General features: G+C 73.3%; 18 protein-coding genes. 14 read left to right on the plus strand and 4 right to left on the minus strand.

The genetic code is table 11. The features are described 5' to 3' along the window. The first annotated feature begins 14 nt into the window (after window positions 1–14). From FHT37_RS09645 to rsgA, 14 genes are all read left to right on the plus strand, one after another. Window positions 15–1,394, plus strand: coding sequence for an ATP-binding protein (locus FHT37_RS09645; protein WP_183480470.1), 1,380 nt, complete (start codon window positions 15–17; stop codon window positions 1,392–1,394). Then, the gene (cpaB, locus tag FHT37_RS09650) at window positions 1,391–2,260 is read left to right on the plus strand and encodes a Flp pilus assembly protein CpaB (RefSeq protein WP_183480472.1); all 870 of its coding nucleotides are present in this window, start codon (window positions 1,391–1,393) and stop codon (window positions 2,258–2,260) included. The genes FHT37_RS09645 and cpaB overlap by 4 nt, the downstream gene beginning before the upstream one ends. 56 nt (window positions 2,261–2,316) lie before the next feature. Continuing rightward, window positions 2,317–4,110, plus strand: a complete 1,794-nt coding sequence (locus FHT37_RS09655) for a type II and III secretion system protein family protein (protein ID WP_255489530.1) — start codon at window positions 2,317–2,319, stop codon at window positions 4,108–4,110. After that, window positions 4,107–4,544, plus strand: a complete 438-nt coding sequence (locus tag FHT37_RS09660) for a hypothetical protein (protein ID WP_255489531.1) — start codon at window positions 4,107–4,109, stop codon at window positions 4,542–4,544. The genes FHT37_RS09655 and FHT37_RS09660 overlap by 4 nt, the downstream gene beginning before the upstream one ends. A 98-nt stretch (window positions 4,545–4,642) precedes the next feature. After that, on the plus strand, window positions 4,643–5,965 hold the full coding sequence (locus tag FHT37_RS09665; RefSeq protein WP_183480474.1) for a pilus assembly protein TadG-related protein: 1,323 nt from the start codon (window positions 4,643–4,645) through the stop codon (window positions 5,963–5,965). Between the two features lie 7 nt (window positions 5,966–5,972). Next, complete coding sequence (locus FHT37_RS09670; protein WP_183480476.1) at window positions 5,973–6,485, plus strand: TadE/TadG family type IV pilus assembly protein; 513 nt, start codon at window positions 5,973–5,975, stop codon at window positions 6,483–6,485. Beyond that, window positions 6,482–6,970: a TadE family protein gene (locus FHT37_RS09675; RefSeq protein ID WP_254783561.1), complete on the plus strand. Its 489-nt coding sequence runs from the start codon at window positions 6,482–6,484 to the stop codon at window positions 6,968–6,970. The genes FHT37_RS09670 and FHT37_RS09675 overlap by 4 nt, the downstream gene beginning before the upstream one ends. Next, entirely contained in the window at window positions 6,967–8,145 is a 1,179-nt protein-coding gene (locus FHT37_RS09680) for an AAA family ATPase (protein WP_091733055.1), read from the plus strand. The genes FHT37_RS09675 and FHT37_RS09680 overlap by 4 nt, the downstream gene beginning before the upstream one ends. Continuing rightward, on the plus strand, window positions 8,142–9,515 hold the full coding sequence (locus FHT37_RS09685; RefSeq protein WP_255488683.1) for a CpaF family protein: 1,374 nt from the start codon (window positions 8,142–8,144) through the stop codon (window positions 9,513–9,515). Before FHT37_RS09680 ends, FHT37_RS09685 begins: the two co-directional genes overlap by 4 nt. Before the next feature lie 19 nt (window positions 9,516–9,534). Continuing rightward, window positions 9,535–10,506, plus strand: a complete 972-nt coding sequence (locus FHT37_RS09690; protein ID WP_183480478.1) for a type II secretion system F family protein — start codon at window positions 9,535–9,537, stop codon at window positions 10,504–10,506. Between the two features lie 35 nt (window positions 10,507–10,541). Further along, complete coding sequence (locus FHT37_RS09695; RefSeq protein WP_091733049.1) at window positions 10,542–11,480, plus strand: type II secretion system F family protein; 939 nt, start codon at window positions 10,542–10,544, stop codon at window positions 11,478–11,480. Window positions 11,481–11,489: 9 nt separating this feature from the next. Then, window positions 11,490–12,731: a LytR C-terminal domain-containing protein gene (locus FHT37_RS09700; RefSeq protein WP_183480480.1), complete on the plus strand. Its 1,242-nt coding sequence runs from the start codon at window positions 11,490–11,492 to the stop codon at window positions 12,729–12,731. 134 nt (window positions 12,732–12,865) lie between these two features. After that, on the plus strand, window positions 12,866–14,218 hold the full coding sequence (locus FHT37_RS09705; protein ID WP_183480481.1) for a M48 family metallopeptidase: 1,353 nt from the start codon (window positions 12,866–12,868) through the stop codon (window positions 14,216–14,218). Further along, complete coding sequence (gene rsgA, locus FHT37_RS09710) at window positions 14,215–15,120, plus strand: ribosome small subunit-dependent GTPase A (protein ID WP_183480484.1); 906 nt, start codon at window positions 14,215–14,217, stop codon at window positions 15,118–15,120. The genes FHT37_RS09705 and rsgA overlap by 4 nt, the downstream gene beginning before the upstream one ends. 15 nt (window positions 15,121–15,135) lie before the next feature. Here the strand turns inward: rsgA and FHT37_RS09715 are convergent, their stop codons facing one another. The 4 genes from FHT37_RS09715 to FHT37_RS09730 all read right to left on the minus strand — a co-directional run bounded on the left by FHT37_RS09715 (window position 15,136) and on the right by FHT37_RS09730 (window position 16,822). After that, window positions 15,136–15,468 (minus strand): hypothetical protein, encoded by a 333-nt coding sequence (locus FHT37_RS09715; RefSeq protein WP_091733033.1) that lies wholly within the window; start codon window positions 15,466–15,468, stop codon window positions 15,136–15,138. A gap of 66 nt (window positions 15,469–15,534) precedes the next feature. Continuing rightward, complete coding sequence (locus tag FHT37_RS09720) at window positions 15,535–16,365, minus strand: SDR family oxidoreductase (protein ID WP_183480486.1); 831 nt, start codon at window positions 16,363–16,365, stop codon at window positions 15,535–15,537. Beyond that, the gene (locus FHT37_RS09725) at window positions 16,320–16,550 is read right to left on the minus strand and encodes a hypothetical protein (RefSeq protein WP_183480488.1); all 231 of its coding nucleotides are present in this window, start codon (window positions 16,548–16,550) and stop codon (window positions 16,320–16,322) included. Before FHT37_RS09725 ends, FHT37_RS09720 begins: the two co-directional genes overlap by 46 nt. After that, a complete protein-coding gene (locus FHT37_RS09730) occupies window positions 16,547–16,822 on the minus strand; it encodes a hypothetical protein (RefSeq protein WP_183480490.1) in 276 nt (91 codons plus the stop codon). Before FHT37_RS09730 ends, FHT37_RS09725 begins: the two co-directional genes overlap by 4 nt. Between the last annotated feature and the right edge of the window lie 125 nt (window positions 16,823–16,947).

Consider the following 16,947-nt stretch of genomic DNA (forward strand, 5'->3'; position numbering starts at 1 on the left):
ACGGGACGGTCCCCATGCACCTCCTCCAGTTCCCCCACGCGCCGGCGCCCCGTAGCGCGGCCAGCGCCGGCAGCCTGCCCGCCGCGCCGCAGACCCTCGAGGACACCGGCCTGTCCACCGGCTTCCTCACGGACCTGCTGGCCAAGACGCTGCTGCAGGGCGGCACCGGGCGCCTGGTCGAGCTCGGCACGCGCCTATGCCTGGGCGGCGCGCTCGTGGACACGCTCTGCCAGGCGATGCGCCGCGACGGCCTGCTCGAGGTCACGCGCCGCGGCCAGAACGAAGCGGACGTCGAGTTCGAGCTGACGCTCGCCGGGCGGGCGCGCGCGCTGGATGCGTTCTCGCGCAGCGCCTACCTCGGCCCGGCGCCGGTGCCGGCCGAAGCCTACGCGGCACGCGTGCGGGCCCAGGCCGCCGACCGGCATCCGGTGACGCTGCGCGGCGCGCGCGCGGCCTTCGCCGGCGTGGTGCTCGCCGACGAGCTCGTCGACCGGCTGGGCACCGCGATGAACGCGGCCCGGCCGATGCTGCTGCACGGCCCGGCCGGCTCGGGCAAGACCTACATCGCGCGCGGCCTGGCGCGGCTGCTGCCCGGTCCGGTCGCGGTGCCGCACGCGATCAGCGTGCAGGACGAGGTGATCCGCGTCTTCGACCCGCTGTGCCACCGGCCGGTGAGCGACCCCGGCCTGAGCGCGACGCGCGGCGGCCTGGACAGCCGCCAGCGCGCCGACGCCCGCTGGATGCTGTGCGAGCGCCCCGTGGTCGCCTGCGGCGGCGAACTGACGCTGGAGATGCTGGACCTGGGCTTCGACCCGCGCGCCGGCTACTACGAGGCGCCGCCGCACCTGAAGGCCAACAACGGCCTGTTCATCGTCGACGACCTCGGCCGCCAGCGCGTCACGCCGCGCGAGCTGATGAACCGCTGGATCGTGCCGATGGAGCGCCGCCACGACCACCTCACGCTGCGCCAGGGCGCCCGCTTCACCGTGCCCTTCGAGCTGATGCTGGTGTTCTCCTCCAACCTGTCGCCGCGCGACCTGGACGACGCCTTCCTGCGTCGCATCGGCCACAAGATCGAGGTCGGTCCCGTCGACGCCCCGGCCTACGCCCGCATCTTCGAGGACGCCTGCGCCGACGAGGGCGTGCCCTTCGACGCCGCCGGCCTCGCGCACCTGCTCGAGCGGCTGCATCCGCGCCACGGCCGGTCGCTGCTGGCCTGCCATCCGCGCGACCTGCTGCGGCTCGTCGCCAGCCGCGCGCGTTATCTCGAGGTCGAGCCCTCGCTCGACGCCGGCCTGCTCGACTGGGCCTGGCACACCCACTTCGGCGACGCCGCCCCGGCGGCCGGCGCCGCCGCTTCCGCCACCGCCGATCCGTCCAGGAGGCAGCCATGAGATCCCGAGGCCTGTTGATGCTCTTCATCGCCGCGATCGCCGGTCTGGCCGCGGTCGTCATGGCCGCGCGCTGGATGCAGGGCCAGAACGGCAACCAGGGGCGCATCGCGATCGCCAACGCCGACATCGAGCTGGGCGGCCGCATCTCCCGCGAGATGGTGCGCATGGCCGACTGGCCGCAGGGCAGCGTGCCGGCCGGCGCCTTCGAGGATCCGGCCGCGCTCGAGGGCCGGGTCGTGCTGGTGGCGATGCAGCGCGGCGAACCGCTGACCGAGGCGCGGCTGGCGCCGGTCGGCACCAAGGGCGGCCTGTCCGCGGTCGTGCCCACCGGCAAGCGCGCGATGACGGTGCGGGTCAACGACGTCGTCGGCGTCGCCGGCTTCGCGCTGCCGGGCACCTACGTGGACGTGATGGTGAACACGCAGGACGAGGGCGGCGCGCGCAACGACCGCGACCACTCGATCTCCAAGATCGTGCTGGAGCGCATCCTGGTGCTGGCCGTCGCGCAGGAGGCCGACCGCGACACCACCCGGCCCAAGGTCGTCAACGCGGTCACGCTGGAGGTCTCGCCCGACGAGGCCGAGCTGCTGGACCTGGCGCGCAGCGTCGGCAACCTGTCGCTGGTGCTGCGCAACCAGACCGATCCGAAGTCCGCCGGCAACGGCAACGGCGCCACCAAGGCGGCGCTGCTGGGCCTGCAGGCGCGGCTGGAAGCGCCGCCGCCGGCGCCCGTCCCCGCCCCGGCGAAGCCCGCGCCGCGCCGCGTGGCGCCGGCCACGCCGGCCGCGGCCCCGGTGCTCGCCTCGCACCGCGCCGGCTGCGTCGAGCTGATCCGCGGCCTGGACAAGGTCACCGAGTGCTTCTGACCGGCCCGAGCGCACCCCGAGATCTCACAGAGACCGCCCCGAGGAGGAGACCGAACATGCCCACGCACCCGCACCCCCTCGCCACGATGGCGCCACGCGCCGCCGGCGCGTTGACCCTGGCGGCGCTGGCCGCGCTGCTGCCGGCGGCCCCGGTCCGTGGCGCGCCCGCGCCCGCCGCGGCGCCGGCCACTTCCACGGGCGCCACGCCGGCCCGGGCCGCGGCCGCCGGCGGTGCCGCGCCATCCGGCGCCCCGATGTGCACCCGCGTGGAGACCGCGCCGATGGTGACGGTGCCGGTGGGCAAGTCCACGGTGCTGCGCCCCGCGCAGCCGGTCGCGCGCATCCTGCTCGGCAACCCGGAGAACGCCCGCGCCGCCCGGCCCGTCGAGACCAATGCGAAGAAGGACGAGGCCAGCGCCAAGGCCGGCGCGGCCGCACAGGACACGCGCCCCGGCGTCGGCGAGGTCGACGTGCTGCTGCTCGCCCCCACCGAGATCTACCTGCTGGGCAAGGCGATCGGCTCGACCAACGTGGTCATGCTGGACCGCGCCGGCACCTGCACCGCCTTCGACGTCGTCGTGGGCATGGACACCGCCGCGCTGCAGGGCGTGCTGCAGCAGCTGCTGCCGGCGGAGCGCAACCTGCGCGTCAGCGCCGCCTTCGACTCGATCGTCCTCTCCGGCGAGGTGTCGGACAGCGAGGCGGTGACCCGCGCGGTGGACCTGGCCACCGCCTTCGTGCGCGGCGACGGCAAGGGCGGTGGCGCGCGCGTGGTCAACATGCTGCAGGTCGGCGCGCCGCAACAGGTGATGCTGGAGGTCAAGGTCGCGGAGATCTCCAAGTCGCTGCTGGACGCCTTCGGCATCGACTTCGCGCGCGCCTACGCGCCGGGCGACGGCTCGATGGTGCGCTTCCTGGGCGGCATCTTCGGCGGCTCGGCCGGCCTGCTGGGGCAGATCACCGGCACCGGCCCGAGCGGCGTGCCCTACAGCTCGGTGGACGCGGTGGTCGGCGGACGGGTGCCGCTGCCCTCGATCAGCGGCGGTAACGTCACCGTCACCTACGACGCCTTCGGCCGCCCGACCTACACCACCACCTACGGCACCGTGCCCGGCCGCAGCGCCACCAGCGCGACGCTGAACATGCAGAAGACCGACGGCCTGGTGAAGGTGCTGGCCGAGCCGACGGTGATGGCCATCAGCGGCCAGACCGGCAGCTTCCTGGCCGGCGGCAAGATCCTGATCCCGGTGGTGCAGAACAACGGCGTGGGCGGCAGCACCGTCACGCTGGAGGAAAAGGAATTCGGCGTCTCGGTGAAGTTCACGCCGACGGTGCTGGGCGGCGGCCGCATCCACCTGCGCGTGCGGCCGGAGGTGTCCGAGCTCAACGCCTCCGGCGTGCAGATCAGCGCCGGCGCGCTGAACTCGGTGCTGCCCTCCTTCACCTCGCGCAAGGCCGAGACCACGGTCCAGTTGCTCGACGGCCAGAGCTTCGCCATCGGCGGCCTGATCAAGAACAACACGACGACCAACATCAAGGCCTTCCCCTTCCTGGGCGAGCTGCCGGTGGTGGGCGCGCTGTTCCGCAGCACGCAGTTCCAGACCGACCGCTCGGAGCTGGTCTTCGTCATCACGCCGCGGCTGGTGCAGCCGCTGCCGCCGGACTACAGGCTGCCCACCGACGGCTACACGCCGCCCACGCGCGGCGAGCTGATCCTGCAGGGGCGCCTGGAAGGACAGGCCCCGGCCGACGGCCGGGCCGACCCTGCCGCCACCCCGGCGATGACCCCGCCCTCCCCCGCCAGGCCCGCGCCGGCGCGCGGCGGCTTCGACAAGGAGCAACAGCCATGACCCGCCCCGTCCTCCCCCGTCCGCATCGCGTCATCGCCGCCACCGCCGCGGCCTCGACCGCCGCCGCCCGCCGGCGGGTCCGGCGCGCCCGCGCGCTGGACCGCGCCGCCACCGGCGCCGGGCCTCTCGCGGCGCTGACGCTGTCGGTCGCCTCCGTCGCCTCACTGGTCTTCCTGGTCGCGGCCGCGCTGCTGAGCGGCTGCGCCGCGACGACGACGCCGAGCTACGACCGGCAGTTCGGCGACGCCACCCGCGCACTGATGGCGCAGCAGGTCCTCGATCCCGGCGCGCCGTCGCGGCACGCCGCCAAGGGCACCCGGGTCGACGGCCGGCTCACCCGCGAAGCGGGCGTGCGCCTGGTCGACAGCTACAAGGCGCCGCCGCCGAGCAACGTCATCAACATCGGCGTCGGCGCGGGCGCGACGGATCGCTGAGGGCTGCCGTCAGCGCCCATCACCGAGCCGCACCGAGCCTCATCGACACCCATCGAGCACCGCAGAGCCACGCGATCCACCGCCCCCGGAGCATCACCATGACCGCGCCCGCCTCCTTCGCCCCACGCCTCCCGCCGGCTCCGGCGGCGCGCCGTGCCGGCGCCGCCGCGCGGCATCGCGGACAGCGCCAGCACGGCCGTCGCGCCCAGCGCGGCGCGGTGGCCATCGTGGTGGCGCTGCTGCTGGCGGTGATGGTGGGTTTCCTGGGCCTGGCGATCGACGGCGGGCGCCTGTACCTGGCCAAGACGGAGCTGCAGAACACCGCCGACGCCTGCGCGCTCGCGGCGAGCTACGAGCTGATCGGCGCGCCCGCGATCCCGGCCGACGCCTTCCCGCGCGCCGAGGCGGCGGGCCGCACGATCGCGCGGCAGAACCGCGTCGGCTTCCAGGGCTCGGGCGTGGTCGACGGCGACGTGGTCGTGGCCTTCGGCAGCTCGCTGGCCGCCGGCAGCCTGTGGAGCGCCGCCGGCGCGGCGGCGCCCGCGTCCAAGTACGTGCGCTGCACGCTCAACCGCGGCGGCTTCGCGCCCTACTTCATGCAGGTGATGGGCTTCGGCGCGCAGTCGGTCGCCGCGATCGCGACCGCGACGCTGACGCCGGCGCAGAGCAACTGCGCCGTGCCGCTGGGCGTGTGCCGCGCGGGCTCGGCCGGCGCCGGCGCGTCGCCCCCCTTCGGCCTGGTGCCCGGCACCTGGGTCAGCGGCCGCTTCAAGGACGGCGGCGGCAACTGGAACTGGATCGACTTCAGCCCGCCCAGCGGCGGCGAGAGCGAACTGGCGGCGCTGCTGACCGGCAACGGCATGTGCTCGCTCAACGTCACCGCGCCGGTGGGCGCGCCGGGCAACATGGGCAACGCCGCGGCCAAGGCCTGGAACACCCGCTTCGGGCTGTACCAGGGGTCCAGCAACGTCACCAACGCGCCGCCGGACTTCACCGGCTACGCCTACACGACGATCAACTGGCCCGCCGGCGCCAACGCGCGCCTGGACTTCCTGAGCCGGCGCGGCGCGCACGCGCCCTACGGCAGCAGCGTCGCCGCGGGCAACGCGGAGACCGGGCTGGCGATCAGCAACGCCTACAACCCGACCACCACCGTGGCGCAGCACACGCAGTACGGCGCCGACCGCCGGCTGGTGGTGGCGCCCATCATCGACTGCGCCTCGCTGACCGGCGGCACGCACACGACCACCGTGCTGGGCTGGGGCTGCATGCTGATGCTGCAGCCGATCGACAACCCGAACGACACGCTGAAGATGGAGTACGTCGGCCTGTCGAGCGCCACCGGCAGCCCCTGCGCCTCCTCCGGCGTGGCCGGCGATTCCGCCAGCATCGGACCGATGGTCCCGGCGCTGGTGCAGTGAGGCCGCCATGTCCGCCGCCCGCCCTGCCCGCCTGCTTCCCTCGACGGCCGTGCCGGCGCGGCGCACCGTACGCGACGTGCGCGGTTTGCGCGGTGTCGCCGCGGTCGAGCTCGCGCTGCTGATGTCGCCCCTGCTGCTGCTGGTCTTCGGCGCCAGCGAGCTGGGCCGCGCGGTGTTCAGCTACAACATGCTGGACAAGTCGGTGCGCGACGCCGCGCGCCACCTGTCGCAGCACGGCCCCGGCGACGCGACCATCGCCACCGAGGCACGCTGCCTGGCCGTCTACGGCACCACCGACTGCAGCGGCAGCGCGCTCGCGCCCGGCCTGACGACCGGCATGGTGACGATCTGCGACGCCACGCTGTGCCCGTCCACGCACGCCAACCAGCTGACCGGCAGCGGCACCGTCAACCTGGTCACGGCCAGCATCCAGAACTATCCCTACCGGTCGGTGGTGCGCTTCGTCGTCCCCGACATGAACTTCAACACCATCGCGGTGACGATGAGGGCCCAGCTATGAACCCCGCTTCCCGCACCCCGTCGACCGCCATGCCGCGCGCCATGGCGGTGGCCTTCGCGCGCCGGCGCCAGCGCGGCGCGGCGGCGGTCGAGTTCGCGCTGGTCTGCGGCCTGCTGAGCACGCTGGTGCTGGGCGTGATCGAGATGGGCCGGCTGCTGTGGACCTGGAACGCGGCCGTCGAGGCCACGCGCTACGGCGCGCGCCTGGCCGTGGTCTGCGACATGAACGACAGCCACATCAAGACCCGCATGATCTCGCGGCTGCCGACGCTGACCACCGCCAACATCCGCGTGACCTACCTGAACCCGCCGGCCGCGGCCAACACCTGCACGCCGGCGGACTGCAAGGCGGTGCAGGTCGCGCTGACCGGCTATTCGCACCGCGCCATGATCCCCTTCGTGCCGATGACCCTGACCTTGCCGGCGTTCGCGACCACGCTGCGCAAGGAGTACATGAACAGCGCCGCCAACGAGGTGTGCCAGTGAAAGTCAAGATCGTCACGCCCGACACGGCCCACGCCTTCGCCTGGACCGAGGCGCTGCGCGCGGAGCCGGCCTTCGCGGTGGCCGCGCTGGAGCGGCCGCTGCGCGAGGTCAACGCCATCGTCAACGGCAGCCGGCCCGACCTGCTGCTGGCCGAGAGCGGCAGCGCCGAGGACTTCCTCGCGCTGGAGCGGCTGGCCATGGCGCATCCGGAAGTGGACGTGGTGCTGGTGGCGCCCGAGCTCTCGCCCGACTTCCTGATGCGCGCGATGCGCGCCGGCGTGCGCGAGGTGCTGCCCGCCCCGGCCTCCGGCGACGCGGTGCTGGCCGCGCTGCGGCGGCTGCAGCGCAAGCGTGGCGCCGGCGCCGCCGCGGCCGCCGCGCCGCCCCGCCATGGCGAGCTGCTCGCGCTGGTGTCGTGCAAGGGCGGCAGCGGCGCGACCTTCGTCGCGGCCAACCTGGCGCACCTGCTGGCCGCCGGCGGCCGGCGGCGCGTGGCGCTGATCGACATGAACCTGCAGTTCGGCGACGCCGCGCTGTTCCTGGGCAACCAGACCCCGCCCAGCCACGTCGCCGACGTGGCGCGCAACATCGGCCGCCTGGACGCGGACCTGCTGCAGTCCGCGATGACCGAGGCCGGCCCCGGCCTGTGGGTGCTGGCGGCGCCGGAGGATCCGGCGCACGCCGCCGACGTCACGCCCGCGCAGGTGCAGGCCATCCTGCGCCAGGCGCGTGAAGGCTTCGATTTCGTCGTCGTGGACGTGGGCCGCTCGCTGAGCGCGGCGACGCTGGCGGTGCTGGACGAGGCCGACCGGCTCTTCGCGGTGCTGCAGCTGACGCTGCCCTTCATCCGCGACGGCAAGCGGCTGCGCGAGGTGTTCCGCTCGCTGGACTATCCGGCCGACAAGGTCCGCTGGATCGTCAACCGCTACCAGAAGGACAGCCAGTTCAGCCTCGACGACCTGTGCCGCACGCTGGCGGTCGACGCGCCGATCACGCTGCCCAACCATTACGAGGCCGTCGCCGCGGCGGTCAACCAGGGCGTGCCGGTCGACACCATCGCGCCGGCCAGCAGCATCGCGCGGGCCCTGCGCGAGCTGGCCGCCGGCGTCGCGCCCGAGGCGCCGGTGCCGCAGCGGCGCTGGCTGTCGGGCCTGTTCCGGGGAGCATCCGCATGAAGGACATGACCATGACGCTGCGCGAGCGGCTGGGGGCCGCGGTGCCGGGTTTCGTGCCCGCCGACGGCGCGCCCGAGGACATCGCCGGCGCGCCCACGCAGGCCTACCAGGCGACCAAGTTCCGCATCCACCAGCTGCTGCTGGGCCGCCTGGACCTGGAGGCGATGGACGGCCTGGGCGCGGACGCGCTGCGCGACGAACTGCGGCAGATGGTGGAGCGGCTGCTGTTCGAGGAGAACCTGGTCCTCAACGCCGCCGAGCGCCGCGCGCTGGTGCGCGACATCCAGTACGAGATGCTGGGCTTCGGCCCGATCGAGCCGCTGCTGGCCGATCCGACGGTGTCGGACATCCTCGTCAACACGCATGCGCAGGTCTACGTCGAGCGACGCGGCCGGCTGGAGCTCACCGACGTGCGCTTCGCCGACGACGACCACCTGCTCAAGATCATCGACAAGATCGTGTCGCGCATCGGCCGGCGCGTGGACGAAGCCAGCCCGATGGTGGACGCTCGGCTGCCCGACGGCTCGCGCGTCAACGCGATCATTCCGCCGCTGGCCATCGACGGGCCCATCCTCTCGATCCGGCGCTTCGCCGCGGTGCCGCTGAAGGCGGAGAACCTGATCGAGTTCAAGTCCATGTCGGCCGAGATGGCGCGTTTCCTGGCGGCGCTGTCGCAGGCGCGGGCCAACATCCTGATCTCGGGCGGCACGGGCTCGGGCAAGACGACGCTGCTCAACATCCTCAGCGGCGCGATCCCGCACAGCGAGCGCATCGTGACCATCGAGGACGCCGCCGAGCTGCAGCTGCAGCAACCGCACGTGGTGCGGCTGGAGACGCGCCCGCCCAACATCGAGGGCCGCGGCGAGGTGGCGCAGCGCGCGCTGGTGCGCAACGCGCTGCGCATGCGCCCGGACCGGATCATCCTGGGCGAGACGCGCGGCGCCGAGGCGCTGGACATGCTGCAGGCGATGAACACCGGCCACGAGGGCTCGATGACGACGGTGCATGCCAACACGCCGCGCGACGCGCTGGCGCGGCTCGAAAGCATGATCGCGATGGCCGGCGTGGACCTGCCGGCCAAGGCGGCGCGGGCGCAGATCGCCTCGGCCATCGGCGTGATCGTGCAGGCCAACCGCCTGTCCGACGGCACCCGCAAGCTGACCAGCATCCAGGAGGTCACCGGCATGGAGGGCGACACCGTCACCCTGCAGGAGATCTTCTCGTTCAAGCAGACCGGCGTGGCATCCAACGGCGCGGTGCAGGGCTACTTCAGCGCCACCGGCGTGCGCCCGCGCTGCTGGGACCGGCTCTGCGCGCGCGGGGTCGACCTGCCGCAGACGCTGTTCACGCCGATGCGGGTCGAGGTCTGAGGACCGAGGGAGCGCCACCATGGACGTCAGCCTGATCCTGTTCGCCGGTGTCGCCTTCCTGGCGGTGCTGCTCGCCCTGGAGGGGATCTACATCCTCTGGGCCTCGCGCCACAGCGCCGAGGCACGGCGCATCGCCGCGCGGCTGGCGGCGCTCGGCGGCGAGGCTGCAGCGGGCACGACCAGCATCGAGCGCGCGCAGGCGCCGGAGCGGCTGCCGCGGCTCAACGCGCTGATCGCCCGCACGCAGCCGGGTCGCCGGCTGCGCCGCCTGGCCGGCGCGGCGGCGGTGACGGCCTCGGTGGCGGAGTTGATGCTGCTGTCCGCGGCGCTGGCGGCCTGCGGGCTGATGGTGCCGCCGCTGCTGGGCAAGCCGATGGCGCTGGGCCTGGGGCTGGCGATCGCGCTGGGCGCCCTGCCCTGGTGGCGCGTGGCCTCGCGCGCGTCCGACCGCGTCGCGCGCATCGAGCGCCAATTCCCCGAGGCCCTGGACCTGATGGGCCGCGCGATGCGCGCCGGTCATGCGTTCCCGTCGGCGATCCGCATGGTGGCCGACGAAATGCCCGCGCCGCTGGGCCGCGACTTCCGGCTGCTGTTCGACGAGATCAACTACGGCGTGCCGGTCAACGACGCGCTCGCGCGCCTGGCCGAGCGCGTACCCATCGCCGACGTCAGCTACTTCGTCGTGGCGGTGATGATCCAGCGCGAGTCGGGCGGCAACCTGGCCGAGCTGCTCGACAAGATCGCCGCGCTGGTGCGCGACCGGCTGCGGCTGCTCGGCGAGATCCGCACGCTGTCGGCCGAGGGGCGGCTGTCGGCGCTGATCCTGACGGCGCTGCCCTTCGGCGTCGGGCTGGTCGTCAACCTGGTGAATCCGGAGTTCATGGCCGTGCTGTGGAACGACCCGCTGGGGCTGCGCATGGTGGCGGTGGCGCTGGCGATGATGGCGCTGGGCATCTTCTGGATGCGCCGGATCATCAGGATCCGCGTCTGACGCGGCCACGCACGAACGAAGCAGGGAGACCGACGATGTCCGCGATGCAATGGATGATGCTGGGGCTGGTCTTCATCGTCGTCGTCACGGCGGTGCTGGGCGTGGGCGCGCTGCTCAGGCCCGATCCGGCGCGGCAGCGGCTGCGCGCGCTGGAGGGCGGGCCGGCCGCGAAAGGGCCCTCGGGCGAGCGCTTCCTGCAGGTGGTCGCCGACCTGACCCGGCCGATCGGCAAGCTGTCGATGCCCGAGGAAGGCTTCGAGAAATCCAGCATCCGGCTGCGCTTCGTGCACGCAGGCATCCGCAGCCCGATCGCCGCCTCGGCCTTCTTCGGCCTGAAGACGCTGCTGACGCTGGGGCTGCCGCTGGCGGGCTTCGCGGCCTTGTCCACCGGCGGCGACATGCCGCGCGGCGCGGCGCTGATGCTGGTGCTGCTGGTGCTGGCCTGCGTCGGCTACTACGGCCCGAACCTGGTGCTGGGGCACCTGGTGACGGCCCGCCAGCGCGAGATCTTCGAGGCCTTCCCCGACGCGCTGGACCTGATGACCGTCTGCATGGAGGCGGGCCTGGGCACCGAGGCCGCGATGATGCGCGTGGCCGATGACCTGCAGCTCAAGAGCCCGGCGCTGGCGGACGAGCTGCGGCTGGTCAACCTCGAGCTGCGCGCGGGCGCGGACCGCGAACGGGCGCTGCGCAACCTGGCCATCCGCACCGGCGTCGAGGAGGTGGACGGCTTCGTCACGATGATCAGCCAGGCCGAGCGCTTCGGCACCAGCATCGCCGCCTCGCTGCGCATCCACGCCGAGATGCTGCGCACGCGCCGGCGCCAGCGCGCCGAGGAGGCGGCCGCCAAGATCGCGCTGAAGCTGCTGTTCCCGCTGATCTTCTGCATCTTCCCGTCGCTGATGGTCGTGCTGATGGGGCCGGCCATGATCCAGATCTACCGTGTGCTGCTGCCGACGATGGCCGGCGGCTGAGGAGGAGTCATGCGTGTGCAAAGCCGATTTCCGTCGCCCGCGTCCGCCCTGCCCGCCCCGGCGTCCGAGCGCCCTCGCGCCGCGCCCTCCCGCAGCGGCGCCCCAGTCGTCGATGTCGAACTCGACCTGGATCCCGCAATTTGCCTTGGCGCGGCGCCGGCGGCGCTGCCGCCTCGCACGCGGCCAGGGCGCGGGCGCGCTGCCGGCCTGCGCCGGGCGGTCGCGCTCGGCCAGGCGGCGTCGGCACTGACGCTGGCGGGCTGCGCGCTGTGGCCGCCCGCGGCGCCGCCGCGCGCCTACCAGGTCGCGCCGGTCTACCGCGTCGACGACACGCCGCAGGCGGTCCAGGCCTACCTCGCCGCCGGCCGCTACTTCGAAGGCTCGCGCGACTGGCCGCGCGCGGCGCAGTCCTATCGCAAGGCGACGGAACGCGACGCGTCGTCGGAGGCGGCGTGGGACGGGCTGGGCCGCACGCTGGCGTCGGCGGGCCGGCTCGACGAGGCCGAGGCCGCGTTGCGCCAGGCGGTCGCGCTCGCGCCGAAGCGGGCCCGGGCGCACAACAACCTCGCCTACGTGCTGCTCCTGAAGGACCAGCCGGCGCCGGCGCTCGCGGCGCTCGACGAGGCCCTCGCCCTCGATCCCACGCACGCGATGGCGCGCGCGAACCGCGACGAGGCGATGACGCGGCTCGCCGCCACGCGGCCGGAGACGGCAACGACGGCATCGGCATCGGCATCAGCGACGACGGCAACGGCGCCGACGACGACGACGACGACGACGGCGATCGTCATGCCGCCGCCCGCGCTCGATACCGCGCCGATTCCCGCGCTCGACACGGCGCCGATACCCGCGACCCGCCTTCCGACGACCGAGCTCGCCACGATCGCGGCGGCGGCTTCGCTCGGCCAGGCGCTGTCACCGCCCGACGGGTGCGCGCCCCCGAAGCGGCTGGAAGTCAGCAATGGCATGGGCGCGACCGGCATGGCGGCGCGGGTGGAAGGCTGGCTCTCGCAGCGCGGACTGCCGCGCGCGCGCCTGACCAACCAGCCCGCCTACGACGTGGTCCGCACCCGCGTGGATTACGCCGCCGGCCAGGCCGCGGCCGCGCGCTGCGTGGCGCTGGCCCTGCCGGCGGGTGTGACGACGGCGTTGAGCGAACGCGCCGGCCTGCGCGGCGATGTCCGCCTCGTGCTCGGCCGGGACTGGCCGGCGAGGCTGGCGGAAGGCACGGAGACCCACGCCGGCCTCTGACCTCGGCGGCCACGCCGGCGGCGGAGGCCCACTGCCGCAAGCCGGATGCGCTCAGGGACGCGCTCCGAATGCGTGCCGGATGTGCGGCGGATGCGCACCGGATGTGTCGCCGCAGGGACCTACACTTCGAGCCCATGCAGATCCCTCCCGCGGCCATCGCCGCCGCGCCGGCGCCCTCCGCGCTGGCCACCTCCCCGCTCGCGCTGACCGCGGCCTTCGTCGCCGCGGTGATCGTCTCCTTCCTGGTCAAGCTCTGGCTGTCCTCGCGCCAGATGCGCCACGTCGCGCGCCACCGCGGCGCGGTACCGGCCGCCTTCGTCGGCACCGTGCCGCTGTCCGCGCACCAGAAGGCCGCCGACTACACCGTCGCGCGCGGCCGCTTCGGCACGCTGCACCTGGCCTGGGACACCGCGCTGCTGATCGGCTGGACGCTGCTGGGCGGCCTGGACCTGCTCAACCAGTGGGCCCTGTCCTGGCGCGAGGAACTCGGCCCGATGGGCTACCAGCTCGCGCTGCTGGCGGTGTTCGGGCTGTTGTCCGGGCTGCTCGACCTGCCCTGGTCGCTCTACAACACCTTCCGGCTGGAGGAACGCTTCGGCTTCAACCGCACGACGCTGCGGCTGTTCATCGTCGACGGGCTCAAGGGCCTGGCGGTGGGCGCGCTGCTCGGGCTGCCGATCGCGGCGCTGATCCTGTGGCTGATGGCGCAGGCCGGCAGCCTGTGGTGGCTGTGGGCCTGGGGCGCCTGGATGGGCTTCAACCTGCTGATGCTGGTGATCTATCCCACCGTCATCGCGCCGCTGTTCAACAAGTTCCAGCCGCTGGAGGACGCCGCGCTGCGCGAGCGCGTCCAGACGCTGATGCAGCGCTGCGGCTTCGCGGCCAAGGGACTGTTCGTGATGGACGGCAGCCGGCGCTCGGCGCACGGCAACGCCTACTTCACCGGCCTGGGCGCCGCCAAGCGGGTGGTGTTCTTCGACACCCTGCTCGAGCGGCTCGATCCGCCCGAGGTCGAGGCGGTGCTCGCGCACGAGCTGGGCCACTTCAAGCGCCGCCACGTGCCGCAGCGCATGGCGCTGATGTTCGCGCTCAGCCTGGCCGGCTTCGCGCTGCTGGGCTGGCTCAGCACGCAGGCGGGCTTCTACCTCGGCCTGGGCGTGCGTCCCAGCCTGGACGCGCCCAACGACGCGCTCGCGCTGCTCCTGATCATGCTGGCGCTGCCGCAGTTCACCTTCTTCCTGACGCCGCTGATGTCGCTGTGGTCGCGGCGGCACGAGTTCGAGGCCGACGCCTATGCCTGCGCCCAGGCCAGCGGCGCCGACCTGTCGCAGGCGCTGCTCAAGCTGCACGAGGACAACGCCGGCACGCTGACGCCGGACCCGCTGTTCGCGCGCTTCTACTACTCGCATCCGCCGGCCAGCGAGCGGCTGGCGGCGATCGCGTCGCTGTCGGGCGCACCGGCCGCGCCGGCGGGACAGGTCGCATGAGCAAGGCGCCGCAGACCGGGCTGGTGGTGCGCGGGCACGGCCGCCATTACGTCGTCGAGGACCAGGACGGGCAGCGCATCCACTGCCTGACCCGCGGCAAGAAGAGCGATTGCGTCGTTGGCGACCGCGTGCGCTGGATGCGCAGCAGCGAGCACGAGGGCGTGATCGAGAAGGTCGAGCCACGGCGCAACCTGCTGTTCCGCCAGGACGAGTGGAAGACCAAGAGCTTCGCCGCCAACCTGGACCGGCTGCTGATCCTGGTGGCGGTCGAGCCACAGTTCTCCGAATCGCAGCTCACCCGCGCGCTGATCGCGGCGCAGAGCGCCGGCATCGCCGCCGACATCGTGCTCAACAAGACCGACCTGCCCGGCGCCCAGGCCGCGCGCGCGCGGCTCGCGCCGTACAAGGCCATGGGCCAGCGGGTGCTGGAGCTCAGCCTGAAGGGCCGCCCGGACGAGTCGCGCGAGGGGCTGCTGCCGCTGCTGCACGGCCAGGCGACGCTGGTGCTGGGGCCCAGCGGCACCGGCAAGAGCACGCTGATCAACCTGCTGGTGCCCGATGCGCAGGCGCAGGTGGGCGAGATCTCGCAGGCGCTGAATTCGGGGCGCCACACGACGACCACGACGCAGTGGTACTGGATGGACGCGGGGCGCGAGGACGCGCTGATCGATTCACCGGGCTTCCAGGAATTCGGCCTGCGCCAGATCGCCGCGCCGGACCTGGCGAGCTACATGCCCGATTTCAAGCCCTATCTGGGCGAGTGCCGCTTCCACAACTGCAGCCATCGGCATGAGCCCGGCTGCGCGGTGCTGACGGCGGTCGAGGCGGGAGCGATCAGCCCCTCGCGTTACCGCATCTACGACGAGCTCTGGGACGAGCTCAGCGCGCCGCCCAAGTATTGAGCGCTGCGGCGATGGTCAGCGCTCCAGGCGCGGATCGCTGTGGGGCACTTCGCGGACCTCGGCGTCGATGACCTCGCCCTGCGGCGCGCGGCCGGTGCCCGCCATGCCCCCGGGCATCCCGCCGGGGAACGGTCCGCGTCCACCGCGGAACGCCTGCGCACGGAACTGCGCCGCGCGCTGGAACGCCGCCGTGCGCAGCGTCGGCCGGCGGCCGCGGATCAGGCTCCACAGCAGCACCCCGCCGAAAATCACCAGCCCGGCAGCCAGCACCACCAGGAAGAGCACCAGGGAGGCCACCGCCAGCACGAGGCGGGCGGCGATCGAGAAGAGCGTGGAGAGAGCGTTCATCGGTCGTTCAGTTCGGGGCGGTCGGGCCCGGATTCAAGCCCGGATTCAAGGCCCGGACGCGGGCGGTCAGCCGCGGCCAATGTAGGGCATCTTGGTGGCCATCACCGTCAGGAAAGGCACGTTGGCCGACAGCGGCAATCCCGCCATGTACAGCACGGCGCTGGCGGCATGGCCGACATCCATCACCGGCTCCACCATCGTGCCGCCATGCGCCTGCGGCACGCCCTGCTTGAAGCGCTCGGTCAGATCGGTCTCGGCATTGCCGATGTCGATCTGGCCGGCCGCGATGTCATGCCGGCGGCCGTCCAGCGCCAGCGTCTTGGTCAGGCCGGTGATCGCATGCTTGGTCGAGGTATAGGCGATCGAGCCCGGCCGCGGCGCATGCGCCGAGATCGACCCGTTGTTGACGATGCGCCCACCGCGGGGCGACTGCCGCTTCATCAGGCCGAAGGCCGCGCGGGCGCAGAGGAAGCTGCCGGTCAGGTTGACGTCGACCACGGCCCGCCAGGTCTCGAGGCTCAGTTCGTCGATGTCCGACGCCGGCGCGCCGCGCCCGGCGTTGTTGAACAGGAAGTCGAGCCGGCCCCAGCGGCGTTCGATCGCGTCGAAGGCGGCGTTCACCTGGGTCTCGTCGGCGACATCGGCGGGCAGCACCAGCGCGCGTTCCGGCGCGAGCGCCGCGGTCTCGCGCAGCATCGCCTCGCGACGCCCGAGCAGCGCGACCTGCCAGCCGGCCTGCATCAAGGCCTGCGCCGCGGCGCGGCCGATGCCGGAGCCGGCGCCGGTCACCGCAGCGAAGCGGGTCTGGAGGGGCGAGGCCGCCGCGAGCGGGACGACCTCGGGCGAGGGCGTCACGTGGGCAGCGACGGGATCGAGGGCGGCGTGGGCAGAGTCCATCCCCGCATCATAGGGAGCGAGGGGGACACCGGCAGCCGCGCGGGGGATATGCCCGCGCGATCCACGCCCGACGCGTTCATCGGCGCCGGCCAGGACAGGCGGATGCCGGAGGCCGGATCCAGCTCGACGGCCGCGTCGGCCGCGTCGGCGACACGCCGCGCCAGGAAGCTCGCCAGCCCGCTCATCGCGACGCCACCTGTTCGCCGTCCAGGCCGGTGTCGGCGCGGCGGCCGGTCACCACCACCGTGGGCAGCGTCTGGACTTCGCCGGCGGCGCGCAGCGCGGCCAGCGTCGGCGCGGACTTGCCGTTGATGACCACCGTCGGCAGGCGCTCCGGCTGGCCGGCGCGGCTTGGCAGCGCCATCAGCAGGCCAGCGGCGATGCCGGCCCCGATCCCGATCAGCGCGGCAAGGCGCTTGAGCGTCGCGAAACGGTCGTGGCAGCGAATGGTGTTCATCTCTTCCTCCAGGGGCCGCGGGGTTGTTCTTGCGGCATGGGGCGAACTGTCGCAGGGGTTTACCCCTAGCAAAAGTCTGCTGCGACCAACACGTTGGTGCTAGCGACGAACTGCGGCGGAGCGCG

It is taken from the genome of Mitsuaria sp. BK037 (genome assembly GCF_014193045.1).
In the GTDB taxonomy this organism is placed as follows: domain Bacteria; phylum Pseudomonadota; class Gammaproteobacteria; order Burkholderiales; family Burkholderiaceae_C; genus Roseateles.